The sequence below is a fragment of the Saccharothrix carnea genome (assembly GCF_003014735.1).
GTDB classification, from domain to species: Bacteria; Actinomycetota; Actinomycetes; order Mycobacteriales; family Pseudonocardiaceae; genus Actinosynnema; species Actinosynnema carneum.
Genome location: NZ_PYAX01000007.1, coordinates 319,783 through 339,210, shown reverse-complemented (window position 1 = coordinate 339,210; position 19,428 = coordinate 319,783). Strand labels below are relative to the sequence as shown.

At 68.1% G+C, this 19,428-nt stretch carries 21 protein-coding genes; 7 read left to right on the top strand and 14 right to left on the bottom strand.

What is annotated here, in order from left to right:
- Positions 1-391: 391 nt before the first annotated feature.
- Positions 392-1,423, bottom strand: a complete 1,032-nt coding sequence (locus B0I31_RS22635) for an SDR family NAD(P)-dependent oxidoreductase (protein ID WP_146173909.1) — start codon at positions 1,421-1,423, stop codon at positions 392-394.
- Positions 1,424-1,514: 91 nt separating this feature from the next.
- On the opposite strand from B0I31_RS22635, the gene B0I31_RS22630 reads away from it, so the two are divergent.
- The 3 genes from B0I31_RS22630 (at position 1,515) to B0I31_RS22620 (ending at position 4,260) form a co-directional block, all read left to right on the top strand.
- On the top strand, positions 1,515-1,898 hold the full coding sequence (locus B0I31_RS22630; protein ID WP_106617355.1) for a MerR family transcriptional regulator: 384 nt from the start codon (positions 1,515-1,517) through the stop codon (positions 1,896-1,898).
- A 137-nt stretch (positions 1,899-2,035) separates the two neighbouring features.
- Complete coding sequence (locus B0I31_RS22625; RefSeq protein WP_106617354.1) at positions 2,036-3,475, top strand: GuaB1 family IMP dehydrogenase-related protein; 1,440 nt, start codon at positions 2,036-2,038, stop codon at positions 3,473-3,475.
- A 74-nt stretch (positions 3,476-3,549) separates the two neighbouring features.
- Complete coding sequence (locus B0I31_RS22620) at positions 3,550-4,260, top strand: Pr6Pr family membrane protein (RefSeq protein ID WP_106617353.1); 711 nt, start codon at positions 3,550-3,552, stop codon at positions 4,258-4,260.
- Here B0I31_RS22620 and phoH2 read toward each other — a convergent pair.
- The gene (gene phoH2 / locus B0I31_RS22615) at positions 4,248-5,537 is read right to left on the bottom strand and encodes an RNA 5'-3' helicase PhoH2 (RefSeq protein ID WP_073895799.1); all 1,290 of its coding nucleotides are present in this window, start codon (positions 5,535-5,537) and stop codon (positions 4,248-4,250) included. The genes B0I31_RS22620 and phoH2 overlap by 13 nt on opposite strands.
- A 462-nt stretch (positions 5,538-5,999) precedes the next feature.
- A complete protein-coding gene (locus B0I31_RS22610; RefSeq protein ID WP_106617352.1) occupies positions 6,000-7,238 on the bottom strand; it encodes a DUF885 domain-containing protein in 1,239 nt (412 codons plus the stop codon).
- A 232-nt stretch (positions 7,239-7,470) separates the two neighbouring features.
- Here B0I31_RS22610 and B0I31_RS22605 point away from each other — a divergent pair, with 232 nt between their 5' ends.
- On the top strand, positions 7,471-7,782 hold the full coding sequence (locus tag B0I31_RS22605) for a hypothetical protein (RefSeq protein ID WP_106617351.1): 312 nt from the start codon (positions 7,471-7,473) through the stop codon (positions 7,780-7,782).
- A gap of 343 nt (positions 7,783-8,125) precedes the next feature.
- Positions 8,126-8,485 (top strand): hypothetical protein, encoded by a 360-nt coding sequence (locus tag B0I31_RS22600; RefSeq protein ID WP_106617350.1) that lies wholly within the window; start codon positions 8,126-8,128, stop codon positions 8,483-8,485.
- A gap of 76 nt (positions 8,486-8,561) precedes the next feature.
- On the opposite strand, the gene B0I31_RS22595 is transcribed toward B0I31_RS22600, so the two are convergent.
- Complete coding sequence (locus B0I31_RS22595) at positions 8,562-9,308, bottom strand: isoprenyl transferase (protein ID WP_387488059.1); 747 nt, start codon at positions 9,306-9,308, stop codon at positions 8,562-8,564.
- Positions 9,309-9,425: 117 nt separating this feature from the next.
- On the opposite strand from B0I31_RS22595, the gene trhA reads away from it, so the two are divergent.
- A complete protein-coding gene (gene trhA, locus B0I31_RS22590; protein WP_219910758.1) occupies positions 9,426-10,097 on the top strand; it encodes a PAQR family membrane homeostasis protein TrhA in 672 nt (223 codons plus the stop codon).
- Positions 10,098-10,136: 39 nt separating this feature from the next.
- Here trhA and B0I31_RS22585 read toward each other — a convergent pair whose 3' ends face one another.
- The 8 genes from B0I31_RS22585 to B0I31_RS22550 all read right to left on the bottom strand — a co-directional run bounded on the left by B0I31_RS22585 (position 10,137) and on the right by B0I31_RS22550 (position 16,932).
- Positions 10,137-11,360, bottom strand: a complete 1,224-nt coding sequence (locus B0I31_RS22585; protein WP_106617348.1) for a tyrosine-type recombinase/integrase — start codon at positions 11,358-11,360, stop codon at positions 10,137-10,139.
- A gap of 36 nt (positions 11,361-11,396) precedes the next feature.
- Positions 11,397-11,576 carry a helix-turn-helix transcriptional regulator gene (locus B0I31_RS22580; RefSeq protein ID WP_073895785.1) on the bottom strand — a complete coding sequence of 60 codons (180 nt, stop codon included), beginning with the start codon at positions 11,574-11,576 and terminating at the stop codon, positions 11,397-11,399.
- A 14-nt stretch (positions 11,577-11,590) separates the two neighbouring features.
- Positions 11,591-13,219, bottom strand: a complete 1,629-nt coding sequence (locus tag B0I31_RS22575) for a replication initiator (protein WP_106617347.1) — start codon at positions 13,217-13,219, stop codon at positions 11,591-11,593.
- Entirely contained in the window at positions 13,216-14,682 is a 1,467-nt protein-coding gene (locus tag B0I31_RS22570; RefSeq protein WP_106617346.1) for an FtsK/SpoIIIE domain-containing protein, read from the bottom strand. Before B0I31_RS22570 ends, B0I31_RS22575 begins: the two co-directional genes overlap by 4 nt.
- Before the next feature lie 345 nt (positions 14,683-15,027).
- The gene (locus B0I31_RS22565) at positions 15,028-15,237 is read right to left on the bottom strand and encodes a transcriptional regulator (RefSeq protein WP_245950246.1); all 210 of its coding nucleotides are present in this window, start codon (positions 15,235-15,237) and stop codon (positions 15,028-15,030) included.
- Between the two features lie 62 nt (positions 15,238-15,299).
- On the bottom strand, positions 15,300-15,587 hold the full coding sequence (locus B0I31_RS22560; RefSeq protein ID WP_106617550.1) for an AMED_5909 family protein: 288 nt from the start codon (positions 15,585-15,587) through the stop codon (positions 15,300-15,302).
- Positions 15,588-15,597: 10 nt separating this feature from the next.
- Positions 15,598-16,017 (bottom strand): hypothetical protein, encoded by a 420-nt coding sequence (locus B0I31_RS22555; protein ID WP_106617549.1) that lies wholly within the window; start codon positions 16,015-16,017, stop codon positions 15,598-15,600.
- A 135-nt stretch (positions 16,018-16,152) separates the two neighbouring features.
- The gene (locus B0I31_RS22550; RefSeq protein ID WP_106617548.1) at positions 16,153-16,932 is read right to left on the bottom strand and encodes a GntR family transcriptional regulator; all 780 of its coding nucleotides are present in this window, start codon (positions 16,930-16,932) and stop codon (positions 16,153-16,155) included.
- 72 nt (positions 16,933-17,004) lie between these two features.
- On the opposite strand from B0I31_RS22550, the gene B0I31_RS22545 reads away from it, so the two are divergent.
- Positions 17,005-17,430 carry an NUDIX hydrolase gene (locus B0I31_RS22545; RefSeq protein ID WP_106617344.1) on the top strand — a complete coding sequence of 142 codons (426 nt, stop codon included), beginning with the start codon at positions 17,005-17,007 and terminating at the stop codon, positions 17,428-17,430.
- 320 nt (positions 17,431-17,750) lie between these two features.
- Here B0I31_RS22545 and B0I31_RS22540 read toward each other — a convergent pair whose 3' ends face one another.
- Complete coding sequence (locus B0I31_RS22540; RefSeq protein WP_181320283.1) at positions 17,751-18,590, bottom strand: DUF2188 domain-containing protein; 840 nt, start codon at positions 18,588-18,590, stop codon at positions 17,751-17,753.
- Positions 18,584-19,183, bottom strand: a complete 600-nt coding sequence (locus B0I31_RS40070) for a hypothetical protein (protein WP_146173908.1) — start codon at positions 19,181-19,183, stop codon at positions 18,584-18,586. Before B0I31_RS40070 ends, B0I31_RS22540 begins: the two co-directional genes overlap by 7 nt.
- Positions 19,184-19,428: the final 245 nt, after the last annotated feature.

Below are 19,428 nucleotides of genomic sequence, written 5' to 3'. Positions count from 1 at the left end.
CCACCCACCGCCCCCGACCAAGCCCTCAACCACCCCGACAACCATCCCCCAGCCGAACCACCACCACGCACCCTCGCCACCCGCACCCGGCCCGACCACACCACGCACCCGCGAACCAGCTCGACACCCAGCCCGGCCGCACCACCCGAACGACCCGCCCAGCCTGCCCACCGACCGCCAAGCCAGCCCGAGCCGAACCGCCGCCCAGCCAATCCCGCTCGACCCGCCGCTCCGCCCGACCCGCCAGCCCGCCGCTCCGCCAGACCCGCCAGCCCAGCCAGCCCGCCACGCCAGACCAGCCGCCTGTCCAGACCAGCCGCCTCTCCAGGCCAGTCCGTCCGGTCGGGTCGGCACGGCGGCGGTCGGGTCGCGGCTGCGGTGGGCGCCTGACTCACGAGAGCGCCGCGGCGTGGTACTGGCGGATCAGCCAACGGTCCGCGATGCGCTGGGCGATGATCGACAGGCGGATCGGGCGGGGCTCGGAGGTGGGGGTGGTGAAGGTCGCGTCCGCGAAACCGGCGACGATTCCGTCGCCCAGCGCGGTTGCGTGCAGCACCTTCGCGGTGGCGCGAAATCCGTTCGGGACGGCGTGGTAGTAGGCGGAGATCTCCGCGGGACCCACGAGCAGGCTCGGGGTGAGGCCTTGGAACACGGCGTCCTCGGCGAACAGCGACACGATGTCCGACCACCGCCGATCGTCGAACGCCGTCTGCCAGGCGCCCACCAGGTCGGCCACGATGCTGTCCGCCCCGGCCTCCTCCGCCGCCCGCGCGCGGCCGTGAGTGCTGTGCACGACTTCCCGCTCCCACCGGTGCCGGGGTTGGGTGTGCAGCCGCCAGTAGTGCTCCGCGATGTCATCGGGATCGAAGGCCGTTCCCGGCGCGACCGGGCCGTCGACGGTGACGGTCGCCACGTGCACCCCGGCCGGACCGTACTGCTCGTCGAGCAGTCCCACGAGCGCTCGAACGCCGGCCTTGCCGAGGGACAGGCTCACGTACGCCGGCTTCGGCTCGGGCATCCCGCCGGTGATGATGAACGAACCGCTGCCGCGTCGCGCCATCGCCGGTGCGACGTGCGCCGCCGCCGTGATCGCGCCGACCACGTTGACCGCCCACGCGTCCTGGTGGCCGGCCACCGACAACTCACCCGGGAGGTCGGCTCGGATGACCGCCGCGTTGTACACGACCACGTCCGGCACGCCGATCCGCTCGCTCACGGCGTCGAGAGCCGAACGCAGCGCCGTCTCGTCCGTGCTGTCCGCGGCCCGGGCGAAAACGGGAACGCCCGCCAAGCTCTCCGCCACCGCGGTCAACTTCACCTCCGATCGTGCGACGACGGCGACCGACCACCCCTCGCGCGCGAAGCGACGGGCGACCGACAACCCGATGCCCGGTCCGGCCCCGATGATCACCACGCCCGACATGAACACACCTTCTTCCTCCTCCGACGACGGATGGAGGAAAGCTAAAGTCTCACACCAGTGAGAAGGTCAACCGCGAACGAGTGAGGCGCCCGTGCAGATCGGTGCCCTGGCCCGCAGAACCGGGGTGAACGAGCGCCTGCTGCGGTACTACGAGGAGCAGGGCCTGCTCCGGGCGCGCCGCCGGTCCAACGGCTACCGCGAGTACGACGAGTCCCACGTGACCACGGTGGGGCACATCCGCGCCCTGCTCGCGGCCGGGTTGTCCACCGCGGTCATCGCCGAGGTGCTGCACTGCGTGCACGGCGAGGGTGAGCGACTCCGACCGGCGCCCTGTCCCGGCATGATCGGCCACCTGCGACGGGAGCACACCCGGATCGACGAGACGATCACCCGGCTCCAGGCCTCCCGGCAAGCGCTCGACGCGCTCCTCGCCGACGCCCTGAGCGGGCCCGGTGACGAACCCGGCGCCAACTGACGCGACCGGGGGTGACGCGGTGGTGGCCGCACGAGTGCGGTTTGGAGGATGACACAACCGCAGACCCCGTACCGATCGCGCCTCTGGTGCGCACAACCAGGGCGAATTCGCCGCGACGCGGGTATCGTCAAGCTCTCGTGCGGTTCATCGAAGGGCATCGGCCCAGCTACGACCTGACCTACGACGACGTGTTCCTCGTGCCCGGCCGATCGGCCGTCGACTCGAGGTTCGGTGTCGACTTGTCGACCTCCGACGGAACGGGGGCGACGATCCCGATCGTGGTCGCGAACATGACCGCGGTGGCGGGACGGCGGATGGCGGAAACCGTGGCGCGGCGCGGCGGGCTGGTGGTGCTCCCGCAGGACGTGGCGCCGGAGGCGGTGGCGGAGATCGTCCAGTGGGTGAAGGCACGGCACACCGTGTGGGACACCCCGTTGACCCTGCGCTCCGGTGACTCGGTCGCCGACGCGGTCAACCTCCTGCACAAGCGCGCGCACGGCGCGGTGGTCGTGATCGACGACGACGGCCGGCCCACGGGTGTCGTGGACGAGGCGGCGTGCGCGGGCGTCGACCGGTTCACCCGGTTGCACGACGTGGCCGACGAACGGATCGTCACACTTCCGATGGACACCGCTCCGCGTGACGTCTTCGAGCGGCTCCACGACGGCACCCAGCGGGTCGCGCTCGGGGTCGACGCCGAGGGCCGACTGCGCGGCGTGATGACCAGCCTGGGCGCCCTGCGCGCGGGCGTCTACCAACCCGCCCTCGACGACGCGAACAGGCTGCGCGTCGCCGCCGCGATCGGCGTGAACGGCGACGTCACCGCCAAGGCCGAGCAACTGCTCCAAGCCGGGGTGGACACCCTCGTCGTCGACACGGCGCACGGTCACCAGGAGAAGATGCTCGCCGCGCTCAAGGCCGTCCGCGAGGCCCGCCCGACCGTCCCGGTCGTCGCCGGCAACGTCGTCACCGCCGAGGGCGTCCGCGACCTGGTGGAAGCGGGCGCGGACATCGTCAAGGTCGGCGTCGGCCCGGGCGCGATGTGCACCACCCGGATGATGACCGGCGTCGGACGCCCGCAGTTCTCCGCCGTCGCCGAGTGCGCCGCCGAGGCGCGCAGGCTCGGCAAGCACGTCTGGGCCGATGGCGGTGTCCGGCACCCGCGCGACGTCGCCCTCGCCCTGGCCGCCGGCGCGTCCAGCGTCATGATCGGCTCCTGGTTCGCCGGCACCTACGAGTCGCCCGGCGACCTGCAGCGCGACGAGCAGGGCCGGCTCTACAAGGAGTCGTTCGGCATGGCGTCCAAGCGCGCCGTGTCCGCCCGCACCCGCACCGACAACGCGTTCGACCGCGCCAGGAAGGGCCTGTTCGAGGAGGGCATCTCCACCTCGCGCATGCGCCTGGACCCGACCAGCCCCGGTGTCGAGGACCTGCTCGACGCCATCACCGCGGGCGTCCGCAGCGCCTGCACCTACGCCGGCGCCCAGACGCTGGAGGAGTTCCACGCCAAGGCCACGATCGGCGTGCAGAGCGCCGCCGGGTTCGCCGAGGGCCGCCCGCTGCCGTCTGGCTGGTAGACCGCGCGACCGCCAGGGCCCGGTGCCCTGGCGGTCGCCGAGCGAAACCGCCGCACCGGCCCGATGATCCGACGATGAGCAGCGCACCCCGGCACACCGGCTCACGGGTCTGGCACGGCGTCCTGGCGGCCGTGATCGCCGCGTCCCTGATCACCCAACTGGTCCTGATCTTCACCGGCGGGGCGGACGTCAACACCGGTCAGGCCGAGGGGCACGTCACGCTCGGTGTCCGCCTCATACGCCTGTTCAGCTACTTCACCATCCAGAGCAACCTGTTCGTGCTGTACGTGGCGATCACCCTGGCGCTGGACCCGGCCCGCGACGGCCGCGGTTGGCGGGTGGCCCGGCTGGACGCCCTGCTCGGCATCACGATCACCGGCATCGTGTTCGCCCTCGTGCTCGCACCGCTGGTCCACCACGTCGGCATCGGCTGGTGGGTGAACGCCGGCTTCCACCAGGTGTCACCGGTGCTCGCCGTGCTCGGCTGGCTGCTGTTCGGCCCGCGCCCGCGCGTCGACTGGGCGACCGCGGCCAAGGCGCTGCTCATCTGGCCGGTCCTGTGGATCGCCTACACGTTCGTCCACGGCGCGCTCACCGACTGGTACCCGTACCCGTTCCTCGACGCGACCGAGCTGGGCTTCGGCACCGCCCTGCGCAACGCCCTGTTCGTGCTGGTCGCCGCCGCGGTCCTGGCGGTGGTCGCGAAGGCCCTGGACGGCAAGATGACAGCCGCCCCGGTCCAGGCGACCGGGGCGGCTGCGGCGTCACGGCGTCAGGAGGCGTAGTCCTCCAGCATCTCGGTGACCAGCGCGGCGATCGGTGAACGCTCCGACCGCGTCAACGTGACGTGCGCGAACAGCGGGTGGCCCTTCAGCTTCTCGATGACGGCCGCCACCCCGTCGTGCCGCCCCACGCGCAGGTTGTCGCGCTGCGCCACGTCGTGCGTCAGCACGACCCGCGAGTTGGCGCCCAACCGCGACAGCACGGTCAGCAGCACGTTGCGCTCCAACGACTGCGCCTCGTCCACGATCACGAACGAGTCGTGCAGCGACCGGCCGCGGATGTGGGTCAGCGGCATGACCTCCAGCATGCCGCGGTCCATGACCTCCTCGACCACGTCCTGGCTGACCAGCGCGCCGAGGGTGTCGAACACCGCCTGCGCCCACGGCTGCATCTTCTCGCTCTCGGAACCGGGCAGGTACCCCAGCTCCTGCCCGCCGACCGCGTACAGCGGGCGGAACACCACGACCTTGCGGTGCTGGCGGCGTTCCATGACCGCCTCCAGCCCCGCGCACAGCGCGAGCGCCGACTTGCCGGTACCGGCCCGTCCGCCCAGCGAGACGATGCCGACCTCGGTGTCCAGCAGCAGGTCCAGCGCCACGCGCTGCTCGGCCGACCGACCGTGCAGCCCGAACGCCTCCCGGTCGCCGCGCACCAGCCGCAGCTGCTTGTCCGGCGTGACCCGGCCCAACGCGCTCGACGTGCCCGCCAGCAGCCGCAACCCGCTGTGGCACGGCAGTTCGCCGACGTGCGCCAGGTCGAACAGCGCCGGGTCGATCACGGTGTCGCGGTACAGCGCGTCCACGACGGACTGGTCGACGTCCAGGTCGGACATCCCGGAGTAACCGGACAACGTGACGTCGTGCGCCCGGTACTCCTCGGCGGCCAGGCCGACCGCGCCCGCCTTGACCCGCAGCGGCATGTCCTTGGTGACCAGCGTGACGCTGTCGCGCTCGGCCGCGAGGTTGAGCGCGCAGGCCAGGATGCGGGCGTCGTTGGAGTCCGTGCGGAAACCCGCGGGCAGCACCTCCGGGTCGCTGTGGTTGAGCTCGACGCGCAACGTGCCGCCCTGGTCGCCGATCGGGACCGGGTGGTCCAACCGGCCGTGCCGCAGGCGCAGGTCGTCGAGCAGGCGCAACGCCTCCCGGGCGAACCAACCCAGCTCCGGGTGGTGCCGCTTGCCCTCCAGCTCGCTGATCACCACGAGCGGCAGCACGACCTCGTGCTCGGCGAACCGCGTGGTGGCGAGGGGATCGGAGAGCAGCACGGACGTGTCCACCACGTACGTGTTGGTCGTCGGCGCGCCACGGCGCCGGGAAGTGCTGCGCGATGAGCCTGAGGAACGGCTCGCGGGTCGTCGTGCGTTCACGGCAACTCCCTCACGAACGCGGCACCCGCGTCCGCTCCTCGCTGGGCCAGGCACCACCCCGATCGACCGGCACGCCGTCTAGCTCAGGCGTGCCGACCACGAGGGCCGGGTGCCGGCCCCCTCGCGCTTACCGCCACGATCAGGGCCTCCCTGCGCGGTCCGCAGTGGACGCGTCCCGCCAACCGGAAGTTACCTCCGCAGGTCCCTCTTATGCAGGCAGCCACACAGGTGATTCGTCAATTCGTCACTTCTCCGCAAAACTGAAGAAAGATGGCCACGTTGGGTGCGCACGGGCCACCACCGGCCGTCACATCGGCGCAACACGAGCTCGTCCACGCAGCTCAGAGCCGGTGCGGCTGGACGTGGGACCCTCCGTCACCCAGGGTCGCCGGACAGCCAGGGCACGCCGGCCGCGACCTCCTCCGCCAACGCCGCCGGCACCAGTGGTTCGTCAAGAAGTCTCAGGTAGCGGTCACTCAACGTGTCCGTGCGGGCGCGGAGGTCGAGCCACGCGCGGACGAGGCGCACGCCCTCCACGTAGGTCGTCGTGTACGCCCGCCACAGAGGGTCACCGAGGAACCGCAGCATGTGGCGGGCACGGCGTTCGGGGACCAGCAGCCACCGGCACAGGTAGTCCACCACGTCATCCGGATGGGCACGCCGGTCGTGCAGCATCAGGGCGGCGTCCTGACGCACCGTGAGCAGGCCTGACAGCGCGTTCTCCACCCGCTCGGCGAGTTCGCCCTCCATCCGCAGGCCCAGGTCGGCCATGATCTCCTCGGCCCACCGGCCCCAGCCCGCGCCGACCACCGCGTGCAGGCCGAGTTCGGCCATGCCCTCGGCCATCAGGCACTGCGGCGTGTTGATCAGGAACAGCGACTGCTCGGCGTGCCCGCGCTTGCCGACCAGGCCCACCTCCTTGCGGCAGTGCTCGGTGTGGTGGCCGGGGTAGGACTCGTGCGCGACCAGGTGCGGCAGGTTCGACATGCGGTGGCCCAGGTCGGCGTTGATCGCCACCCTCGACCGGAAGCCGCCCAGGTAGTAGTTGAAGCCGCTCCACGGCTTGTCGGTGACCACCTCGTACTCCACCACCTCGTTCGAGGGCAGCTCGAACCGCTGCCGCACGCGGTCGCGCAGCGCGCTCGACAGGGCGTGCACGGTGGCCTTGAGCCGGCGCGGAGGCACCTCGTCCAGCACGCGGTGGTCGGCAAGGCGTTCGGCCAGCGTGCCGGGGCCGGGCAGCAGCTCGTCCAGGTTCGCGTGCGCGCGGCGGTAGGTGTCGGGGTGGCCGGGGCGGATGTCTACCTGGAAGTACGCACTCACCTCCTCCACGAAGCCGACGCGCACGCCCGCGAACTTGCGCGCGATCGTCTCGGCGGCCACCAGGTGGGCGTCCAGGAAGCGCTTGCGGTCCGGTTCCAGGTCGGCGCCGGGCAGTTCGCGGCGCAGCAGCCTGGCCTGCTCGGTCAGCGCGACGGGGTGCGGCCTCGGCTCGACGTCCACGGCGCGGCGCAGCGCCCGGTCGCCGGTGAACGAGTCGACCAGGCCGGGTTGCAGCCGGTCGAGCCGCAGCCCGAGCAGCAGGTACTCACGCACGATCCGGTCGCCGTCCACGGACTGAAGACCATACGAGATGACCGCCCGGTTTACCACAGTGGAACGGTGCCGACGAATTATGGCGACAAACGACACCGTAACGAGGGACAACCACGATCGGCCGATCACACAATGGTGTTACGTAGATCCACCTGGGGGCGGAGATTCGGTAGTTTGCCGGACAGGTGGCCACGCCCGGCTTCCGGGCGGTGCCGGATGAACCGGGGAAACCCGCAAAGAGGAGTGTGAAGTGCTGAAGAAGGCAGGTACGCTCGCCGCGGTCGTGGCCGGGCTGATGCTGGTCGGTGCCCCGGCGTTCGCCGTGACCGGTGAGCCCCACGAGGAGGAGCACGGTTCCGAGCCCGGCTTCACCTTCGTGAACGAAGACGACGGCGACGGGAACGTGGTCGACCAGTTCGGCCTGCTCAACTTCGGCAACGACTCCGACGTCGCGAGCGGCCTGAACGTGTGCGACGTCGAGGTGAACGCCGTGCTCGGCATCCCGGTCCTGTCGAACAACGACGAGAGCCTCTGCCTCACCTCGGACAACGACGGCAGCTGAGAGTTCCCGACCTGCCCGACCGACCTCCGAGCCGGCGGATGCGCCCAGGTCGCCGAACGGGCGACCGACGACGTGCGCACCGTCGAATAACCGGATAGCGCGCAATACCGTGGATATGCCCCGACACCAACATGTGGGCAGGACGTCCGGATTTCAAGTTCGGCGTCAAACCAGAGAATAAATCATTCACACGATGGTGTTCATCCGGGTGCAATCCGCAACACCAGCCAGTAAATTACCGGAGCGAGGGCAAACGCCTGAGCCGCAGACTCCCCGAATGCTCGGAACGCACGAGCAAGGTTATGGGCGTCACATCAATTCCCCACTAGAGGAGTGTGTTTACATGTTCAAGAAGGCAGGTGCCGTCGCCATCGCCGCGGCCGGTCTCATGCTGTTGGGCTCCCCCGCGTTCGCGACTCCGCACGGCGGGGACTACGACGACGGCCACTACACCGCCGTTGGCGAGTACCACAACCAGCAGTACTTCGAGGACGACGAGGACGGCGGCCAGTACGCCGACCAGTTCGGCCTCATCAACTTCGGCAACGACTCCGACCTGCTGAGCCAGGTCAACGTCTGCAACATCGAGGTCAACGTCCTCGCGATCCCGATCCTCTCGAACAACGACGAGAACCTCTGCATCGCGACCGACAACGACGACAACGACAGCGAAGACGCCGGGGACAACAGCTCGGAAGACTGAGTCCCACGCTGGAGTTCCCGAGGGCGGCACCTCCCGTTGGGGGTGCCGCCCTCGGGCGTTGCGGGGGTGCGGCGTCCTAGGAGCCGAAGCGGCGGTGCCGGATGGCGTAGTCGCGCAGGGCGCGCAGGAAGTCGGTGCGGCGGAACTCGGGCCAGTAGGCCTCGGTGAACCAGAACTCGGAGTGCGCGGACTGCCACAGCATGAACCCGGACAGCCGCTGCTCGCCCGAGGTGCGGATGAGCAGGTCCGGGTCGGGTTGGCCGGACGTGTAGAGGTGCTCGGCGATGTGGTCGACGTCCAGCACCTCGGCGAGTTCCTCGATCGTGCCGCCGGACTCGGCGTGCTTCTGCAGCAGCTTGCGGACCGCGTCGGCGATCTCCTGCCGGCCGCCGTAGCCGACCGCGACGTTGACCTCCAGGCCGGTGCGGCCCTTGGTGCGCAGTGCCGCCGCGGACAGCCGGGCCGCGGTCTCGGTCGGCAGCATGTCCAGCGCTCCGACGTGCCGGATGCGCCACGGGTTACCCGGTTCGGCGAGTTCGTCGACGATGTCGGCGATGATGTCGAGCAGCGGGTCCAGCTCCTCGGCCGGGCGGTTGAGGTTGTCCGTGGACAGCATCCACAGCGTGACCACCTCGACCTCGGCCTCGCGGCACCAGCTCAGCAGTTCCAGGATCTTGCGGGCGCCGGCGCGGTGGCCGTGGGCGACGTCGGTGAAGCCCGCCTCCTTGGCCCACCGGCGGTTGCCGTCGAGCACCACGCCGACGTGACGTGGTCGTTGCTTGCCGTCGAGCCATCGGTTGAGGCGGTACTCGTAGACCGGCAGGAGGAGCTTGTCCTTGATGCGCTCGCGAAGACCCACGCTGGAAGAGCGTACGCCGGGTGGTCGCGGTCACGCCGTCGTGTGCTGACCGGGTCACCTACGCTCCCGTAACCTCGGGGCGTGACCACGTCGACTCACCAGCCACAGCCGGCCCTGCGGCCCCGCCTGCGGGGATGGCTGCACCTCTGGTCGTTCGTGGTGTCCGTGGCGACGGGCGCCACGCTGGTCGCCCTGGCCGCCGCCACCGTGTCCGCGAAGGCCGCGCTGGCGACGTCGGTGTACGGGGTGACGGTGCTCGGCCTGTTCGGCGTCAGCGCCCTCTACCACCGGGTGAACTGGGTGAGCGTGCGGGCGCGGACGTGGATGAAGCGCCTCGACCACTCGATGATCTTCGTCTTCATCGCCGGCACCTACACCCCGTTCGCCCTGCTGGCGATGGACCCCGGCACCGGCAACGTGGTGCTGATCGTGGTCTGGGCCGGTGCCCTGGGCGGCGTGACGCTGAAACTGGCCTGGCCGCACGCCCCGAGGTGGCTGGGCGTGCCGATCTACATCGCGCTCGGCTGGGTGGCGGTCTTCGTCCTGCCCGACCTGCTGCACCACGTCGGCGTGGCGGCCCTGGTCCTGCTCCTCGTCGGCGGCCTGCTCTACACGGCCGGCGCCGTCTTCTACGCGACCCGCTGGCCGAACCCCTGGCCGGAAGTCTTCGGCTACCACGAGTTCTTCCACGCGGCCACCGTGCTGGCGGCGTTGTGCCACTACATCGCCATCTGGTTCGCGATCTACTCCTGACCTGGGCTTTCATGGCCTGGACACCCCTGATTTCCATGATCAGGCCGTCTCCAGGCCGTCAGGCCGTTTCCGGGGCTTGAAGAGGCGGTCGACCGCTCTGCGGCTGCGGTCGTGACTGGTCGGCATCAGGTGCGTGTAGGTCCGGAGCGTGAAGCCCGGGTCGTTGTGGCCGAGGAGCGCCGACAGCACCTTGATGGAGACGCCGTTCTCCAGCTGGCTGGATGCGTACAGGTGCCGGAGGCCGTGCATCCCGTCGTCCTGCGGCCGGTAGACGAGCCCTGCGGCTTCGAACGCCGGTCGCCACACGCCCATGTTGAACGTCTGGCGTCGGCATGCCTCACCGTTCATCGTGAGGACCAGACGGACCGTGAACGGCTCCCCACCCGGCCGTTCCCACGGAAGCGTGACGTCCACCGGCGGGTGTGCCTCCAGGTGATCGTCCAGGGCGTCCAGGACACCACCGCCCAGCGGCACGGTTCGGGTCTTCTTGCTCTTGGGCATGGCGAACACCAGCTGGTTCGCCACGATCCGCACTTGACGCACGACGTGCAGCTCCATCGCGTCGCGGTCGATGTCCTCCACCGCCAGGCCGAACACCTCTCCCTGCCGCAGGCCCGCCCCTCCAGCGAGGACAGGCGCTATCTGGAACTCGGCGGGCAACGCGAGCTGGACCATGCGCATCCGTGCCACCGGCCACGTGGTGACCTTGCGCTCCGGTGGTGACGGCCGCTGCACGCTCCGCGCCTTGCACGGGTTGGAGGTGATGATCTTCTCCTCCACGGCCGCGTTCAGGATCGAGGACAGCCGATCGAAGAGAAGTTGCTGGTAACGGAGGCTCAGGCTCTCCTCGGTCATCCAGCCGATCCACTCACGGACCCTCGGGATGGTCACGGCCTTCATGCTCATTGCGCCGAAGAACGGGGTCAGGCGCTTCTCCACCTGGTTGTGCAGGTTCTCCTGCGTCGCCGCGTCCTGCGACTGACCGCCGTACCAGGTCTCGACGTACGTGGAGAACTTGATCTCTCCGGCTTTCGGGTCGACGTACTTGCCTTCCCGCTTGTCTGACTCGACCGCCAGCAGGAAGTCTTCCGCCCGCTTCTTCTGCCGGTCCGGGAAGCTCTTGCTCTTCTCGGTGCCCTGTGGGTCGAGGTAGCGGACCTTGTAGCGCAGGCCCTTGCCGTACGAGGAGGTCTTGACCCGCGTGACCTGCTGCGTCACGGGGTCGCGCTCCTCCTTCCACCAGCGATCTTGGATGTGCCCCACGACAGACTCCTCCTGTCTGTTGAACTGCTGAAACAGCTAGGCGGCGAGGTCTTCGACCCACCGGCGGACTTGTGCAGGCACGTAGCGGAGGTGCTTGCCGACCTTCCGCACTGGCGGCCCGTAGCGACGCCATTTCCACTGGTAGAGCGTTTTCACCGGCACTCCCAGGAACGCCGAGACCTCTTCCACGCCCCACAGCGGTTCGATCTCCCCCACGGCTCCCCCCTTGATCAAGCTGCGATTGCTGAAAGGTCCGGCGGAGGTGCCGACGCGGCTTGTGCCTGCTGGTACTCGGCCTGCCAGGCGAGCCGCTGGGCGATCATGTGCATCAGCAGCTCTGTCCGGGACGGGGCGTGCGGGTCACCGGGGCGGACCGGTCCCCACTGGAGCCGGGCGCGTTCGTCCTCTGGCTTGGCGATGCCCGCAGCCTTGAGCGCTTCCCGAACGAACGTGGCCCGGTCCGCCTTGTGTTCGGCCAGCGTCTTGCCCGACCAGCGACGCGAGACCAGGACACGACGGCCGGGCAGGCCGAGGGTGTCTCGGCGGTGCGCCTTGCCCTTGCAGTGGCCAGGGGTGGTCTTGGACGTGACGCCCTTGGGTTGGACGCCGTAGAGCAGCCAGACCGCGCAGCGCTCCGAGCAGGGCGTGACGGCCAGCTCTGCGGCCAGGCGGTCAGCGTGGTCGGCCAGGCGTGGTGAGGTGTCCGCGTCCACCACTTCGGTGATCGACTTGGTGAGGTACTTGGTCAGATAGCCGATGTGCCGCCCGGACTCCTCCGTGCCGCCGAGGATGCCCTTGGAGTGCACTTGACGACCGAACTCGACCACGTGGGCCGGGCCGTCGAGGTCCGTCACGGCGTCGGCCCAGGTGGTCAACGGCTGCTCGGTGTCCGGGTCCACGAAGCCCTTGGTCCGCATGTCCCAGACCGGCAGCCGGTCGCCGCCGTAGACCATCCGGTCGTGCTGTGGCCACCACACCTGCAAGTACGTGGCCGCTGTGACCTGGCGGACGACCTTGTGCGGGATCGAGCCGCGCACGGCGAAGTGCGCATGAGGGGTGATCCGGCGCTGGGGCTCGACCGTGCCGAAGTACTGGACGTCCCAGCCGACGACCCGACGAAGGTTCTGCCACCACCGGTCGACCAGCGAGGCGAAGTGCACCGCGTCCCGAGCCGCCCGCCGGTAGTCGTAGGTGTCGGGGTCGACCGGGGCACCGTCCGGCCCGACCTTGCCGTACGAGTCGAGGGTGAGCGTGACGAAGGTCGACGGCCGGTACTTGCCCGCGAACTCGCGGCCGACCGTGCGCTTGGCGACCTTCCGCCGAGGCAGGTTGGGCGCGTCCTGCCTGCGCCGGGTGGACCGCGTGGGCGCCGGTCGCCCGGGCCTCTCGACGTTGGGGAGGTTCCCGCGAACTCCCTCCCGCTTCAGGTCCGCGTCCGCCTCCCGGATGCCCTCGCGCAGGTCTTCCACCTGATCGACCGCGCCCTCAGCCACGGCGCGGCGGTACTCGGCGGTCAGATCCGAGCGGTAGGTGACCAGCTCAACCTGGTCGACCGTGGGCGCGTGCCGCTCGGCCACGGGCTCGTGGTCGAGGTGCCAGCCCTCACGGCACTGGGCCATGCGGGAGCGACGGTTGCGCTCGGCGCAGGCCGGGCACTTGGACGCCTGAGTGGAGTTGCAACGGATACCGACGATCCGCACCTCTCCGGTGTCCAGGTCCACTACTTCGCGCAGCACGGGCCGGGTGCAGACGCCGTGTTGCTCGGCGGCTGCCTTCACCACGTCGAGAGATAGCGGCAGCCGGGCGCGTTCGGCCGAGGTCATGCCCGCCACGTCCAGCGGCACGGCAGGGATCGTCATGCCGCCACCTCCCCAGTGCCGTCCGGACGAGTGGGGAACTCGTGCACCGCCGCGTCAGCCAGGAAGACGCCCAGCTCGACCAAGTCCGCGTCGGTCACGTGAAAGGCCCGAGCCCGCTCCGGTTCTCCCCTGCCGTCTGTCTTCACCCAGGCGACGCCGGGTGTCTGCTCGCTGATCTCGTGGGCCGCAGCGCCACGGGCACGGGCACCGTCGCCAAGGACCATGTCGACCTGCGCCGACTCGTCCAGGCGTAGCGCGATGCGTGTACCGAACAGGTGTCGGAAGCCCACGACCTCCTTGCGCGGGTCCTGCACCAGGCCCAGGACACAGAAGCCCGGAGCCCGGCCCTGGGAAGTGATGGTCTGGATGGCGCGGGTGGCCCGCTCACGAAGGCCCTTGTCCGGTTGATAGGCGATCAGGTCCGCCAGCTCATCGACCACCAGCACCGTGAACGGCTCACCGTTCGAGCGCGCCCACAGCCGGCGGACACCCCGGTACCGTGCCGCCCGATCCTTGACTTCAGCCGCCAGCTCCTCCAGCAGCTCGACCGCCTCACGGCCGTTGTCGAACACCAGTCGGGCGAACGCGTCCGGGCACTGCCCCAGCTCCATACCACCCTTGGGGTCGATGCCCACCAGGCGCACGAGACCGGCCCGCACTGCCGGAGCGAGGTGCCAGATGATCGACCACAGCACCGATCCCTTGCCCGCACCCTGCACGCCGACGCCAAGGACTTGGTTGCCCTGCAAGCGAATCCGCCACGACTTACCGGTCTCCGTGCGCCCGACCACGACTCGCTTCAAATCGACCACATCAGCGTCATTGGCCAGTGCGGGCACTGGCAGCGACCGGGCCAACGGGTCGGAGTGGATGAAGTCGAGTTCGATCACCTTCGGCCGCAGCACCCGCACCCGGCACGACTGCGCTCCGAACGAGTGCGCCAGGCCGTCACGGCGCAGCTCCCACGCCTCAGGAGCCTGCGCCGGGATCATCCGCACCCGTACCCGGTCCCGCCATCCCTCGGAGCGGACCCGCCGCAGCCTGGGCCGGTACTCACGTCCCCGGTTGTCCTTGGCCAGCTCCGCCAAGCGCATGGTGGTGCGCCAACGCGGCACGTACACCGTCGCCCGCCGATACTCGGTGACGAGCCGGAACCACACGTGCCGCAGGAACGATGCCCGATCCAGGCCAGCCCAGACCGTGAGCCCCACCGTCAGGCTCAGCAAGGCCAGGACCAGCGGCGACAGCCCGAACCGCAGCCAGGACCAGGCCGCCGTCAACGGCGCCAGCGTGACCACCGGGTACCGGACCACGACGAGCGCCAGGCGTACGACGCCGACCACAGCCAGCCACACCACGGCGACCAGCAGTGCCAGCCACTTCAGCTTGCCCGGCACCAACGCCCACCACGGCACCCGAGGCCGAGCACCCTCGAACGGAGCCGGATCGACCCATCGCGCCATCAGGCCACACCCCTTGCAGGGGTGAAGATGAGCGCGAGCCACCCCAGGCAGGCGCAGCAGGCGAGCTGTCCGGGCGCGAACACACCGAACCGCTTGCACCGCTGGCACTTCGAACCGTTGGACAGCTTCCACCCTGACGAGGCGACGGCCCGATTTGACGCACGTCCCCCGCGACGAGATACCCTTGACATGTCTGGAATCCCTTGTGTGTCAACAAAAGTGCATGGCGAAGCCAGTCAGGTGAGTCGCAGGGAGACAGCCGGAGCCCGCCAAGACTTGGACTGTCTCCCCGCGACCATCACCGACCAGCCGCATCTGTTCAGTTGTCACGCACCCACGGCACGGCTACGACTCCGGCACGACCTCGAACAGGTCCTCGAACTGCACCGACAGCGGCGCGAAAGCCGCCAACGCACCGGCGATGAACGCCGCACCAGGCCGGATCTCGCCCGTCAACACCCGCGACACGGTCGAGCGGTTCACACCCATCGCGGGAGCCAACACGTAGTCGGAGTACAGCGCCGACCGACGCGCCGCCCGCTGAAACTCAGCCACCCGCAGCCGCACCGTGTACCGGTTACCTGCGCCGCTCTTGGCGACCGGTCTGGGCCGTCCCGTCACCGGTCGTTCCCATCGTTCGCCACCGACCCTGACGCCAGGGCACGCGCGATCTCCTCGCCCTTCTCCCGTTCCCGCTTCGCCCAGTACAACGCCTCGTGGTGATGTCCACGGTCGATCTCCGCGACCCGCCCGTACACCTCGGCCGACCGCAGGTAGAAGTCCCGCCACTGCTTCCGAGGCGCGTCCGGCGCGGGCATCACCGGCACCAACGCCGTATGCGCCTCGTGGAGCGTCCGCACCGCCCGAGCCTCCTTCCACGGATCAGGCTTCTTCTGCTGCGCCATCGCCTGCCACCTACGCCACAGCCGCCGGGGCATCCGGCTTGCCCGACGACCGCCGTCCCTTCGCGGCGTCCTGAGGCGACAACATCTCCTCGGCCCAGATCGTGTAGTTGACCCAGCCGTCCCGCACGTACGGCGACACCTTCAGACCGGTGAACACCGCCGGGCGGAACGGCGTACCGGGCAGCACCTCGGGCGGCACCGGCTGGTACTCCGAGGCGATCTTGACCACCGCCCCGGTGTTCTTGCCGCGCGCCGAGGGGTCCGTGCCCTGCACCGTCCACACCGGCAGGCCCGTCACCTTGTCGTTGGCCGGACGCGGCGCCTTGCCGTCGTTGAACTCTTGCGCCCGCTCCACCTTCAGCACGTAGAACCCTTGCGGGAACAGCTCGTCGAAGGTGATCGGGAACCTGTGACCAGCAGGAATAGCCATCATTGACCTTTCTCGATCTTCCGCGCTCCTCGACCGGAGCAAATCAGCTCACCTAGTCCTCTAGACAAGCACACGGTAGCTAGTCGTCTAGAGGAGTTCAACTAGTCCGCCATTCTCTTCGCATTCGCAACTGCTCTACCTGGCCGGAACGTCGTACTCCAGCACGAACGACGTGGCCACCTTGACCGTGTCGCAGACCTCCACCGCACGGCCCGTGGTGTCGAACGCCGTGCGGACCAACGTCAACACCGGCGACCCGGACCCGATCTCCAACGCCTTGCGCTCATCCGGCGAGGGCATCCGCGCCGACACCTCCTCGGTGAACCGCGCCAGCTCGTGCCCCGCCTCCTCGATCCGCGCGTAGATGCCACCAGGCCCGGTGTTGACCTCCGCGATGGGAGTCCCCTTCGCGATCGACTCGGGGATGTACGACGTCGCCACCTCCACCGGCCGCCCATCAGCCAGGTACCGCCGCGACCGCACGATCACCCGTTCCCGCGGCTTCAACCCCAACCGCTCCGCCACCTCAGCCGACGCAGCCTCGTTGGTCACCCGGATCTGATCAACCCCCGGCACATGCCCAGCCGCCTCCGCCTCAGCCAGGAAGGCCGACTTCCCCTCCTGCCGATGCCGCCGCGCGAACCGGTCCGACGCCAACCGACGCACCGGCGGCGCCGACCGCACGAAGACACCCTTACCGTGCTGCGCCACCACCAAGCCCTCGGTTCGCAGCTCCTTGATGGCCTCACGAACCGTCATCCGAGCCACGCCGTAGTGCTCGATCATCACGGCCTCGGACGGCAACTGCTCCCCAGGAGCCAGGCGACCGCGCTCGATGTGCTGACGCAGGATGTCAGCGATCTGCCGATACGGCGGACGATCCACCGTTCTGTCTATAGTTCCTAGATCGAGCATGACCACCTACTCCTACAGACGACTAGACATGTTCATGCTCCCACAGGTCCACTCAGTCACGGAAGCAGGAGAATGGCCGACACGCCGCGTCATTCGGTCAGCGTCGCCGGAATCGTGGTCAACGATTCCGACCAGGTACTCGTCATCCGACGCAGGGACAACGGCCACTGGGAGCCACCCGGCGGAGTCTTGGAGATGACCGAGACCTTCGAGGAAGGCGTCAGGCGCGAGGTGCTGGAGGAGACCGGCATCTCGGTGCAGGTCGAGCGCCTGACCGGCGTCTACAAGAACATGCAGCGCGGCATCGTCGCCCTGGTTTACCGCTGCACTCCACGGGACGAACCCGAACGCGCTACCACAGAGGCGAGCGAGGTCCGCTGGATGACTCTGGACGAAGTCCGCGAAGCAATGTCGCCGGCGTACGCAGTGCGAGTAACCGACGCCTTCGAGACCGAGCTACACACTCGCGCTCACGACGGCGTGAACCTCCTGCCGTAGCACTGCCGAATTCCGCTGTATGGGATCAAGACGCGCCGCCTGCGGCGACGCGCTGCCAGTCCCAACGCACGTTTGCACCGACTCCCCGCATCGCGGCACGCCGGGCTCCCGCTCCGCTCCGCCCGTCGGCCGCGCGCGGAGTCGGTGCACGTGGCCAGGAAGACGGCGCGACACCCAGACGCGAGCCCCACCAAGCCGCTTCCAGCTGCCAGAGTGGGGACGATCGCGCGGTCATCTGCTTGACAACGTGAGCACGGCGATCGACGGCCCTCAATGCTCCGCATCGACGGCCAACGCGCTATACGCATTGCGCCCCCGCATCAGTTAGACGACCTAATGCGACGAACTTTACCACCAGAGGTGTGCACCCTTACTTCACCACCACCTTTTGCCGCCACCTCGCGTGCATACTGCACTGCCTCACGCTGCGTTGCTGCATGAAAGCTTGCGCCCTCCACACCGGGCACTAGTACGTCCCACCCACCCTGCTCACCTGGAACAACATCTCTGTCAACGAAGGATTCCTCAGCGGCATTCGCGATTATACCGATTGCCGCCTCTATCACGTTTCGATCATCCTGCGGACCCCGACGGACGACAATAGAGATACGCGGATCTCGGTATTCTTCGAGCGTGCGCGCAACATTTTCTTCCACGCCGTAACCAAGGAATACGAGAAGCCCTCTACTGCCAGACCCTGCGGTTTCCATGTACCGCCGAAGTTGATGAATCGCGTTCATCGCAGTCTTCTCCTCCCCCCGACGTAGTGCTTTCACCTCGACAATGAGCGGAGGACCATTACGGACACTTAGTATGATGTCAGCTTCGCGGTCCTCGGCAAGTCTCGGCCTAAGTTGGATATCGAGAAGGTCCCGGCCAATATTGGCAAACTTGTCCGCAAGAATTCTCAGGAAAGTAGCCTCGCTTCGCCAATAGCCAGGATCTTTCTGCGGCTGTTCGGCGACTGGACGAACCGAATCCACCGGTAGAACTACAGTTTCTCGGCCGCCATCCGGCAGACTCACAGCCACGAGAACCCTAGTTGCACCTCCCAACTGATAGATATTCTCTATTTCACCTTCCACCTCATCCAATCCCCAGGCGACAACAACGGCATCGCCAACCTGCGGACTCCAATTCTCATGCTTATCGTTCACCATGGCCGCCCGCATCCCAAAAACTGATTGAGGTAATCTGCCGCGAGATCATCCAAAGTTTCCGCCAAGCCGTCAAGATGACTCACCCATCGACGCACCTGGGATAGGTTGATCGGGTAGCCCTGAGCCTTCAATCTAGCCAACTTTTCATCGTCGGCATGAGCGATACCATTTCGGGCCTCAATGAGCTTTTCGAGGCTTTGATTCCAAATCAACCCCTTACTTTCACCCACCTCAGCGTATACCGCAGGCCACAACCGCATACCAAGCCGGGAGAAGTCCTTCGATATCTGCGTGGGTCCCGCGTTGCCTTTATCAAGGAGTCGCCCGCCCGTAAGTTGAATACGTAAGAGATCTTGGAGCGGAATATTATCCACACCGACCGAAATAACGAACTTCTCCACCGCGAGATCATGCAAATCGCGACAGTAACCTTGAAACTCGCCCGCGATTCGCATTACCATCGACCAATTCAGTTGCTCGGTCCGCCATCGTCGCCCCGGCGCGGTGCCTCCTACTGCACGGTGAGCGGTCACCAACTGTTCGATCCGCGACTTGCGGACCGTCGTCCATGACTTGAGGGCATCCGAGGTCACAGGGCCAGCCTAGTCTGCGTGCTTGATCTTGTGAGCTGTCACAGGTTCCGTGCACCGCCGAGCTAGGCCGTGCACAGGCCGTGAGACGTCCAGTGACTGTGAGAAGCAACGAGGACTAGTGAACATCATCCACGCTGCTCAGCGGCCCATCGATCTTTGTTACGCACAACCGCCCGTCTCAGCGATCAAATCATCGCCATCTGGTTCGCGATCTACTCCTGACCAGCGGTTGAGGATGATCCTCG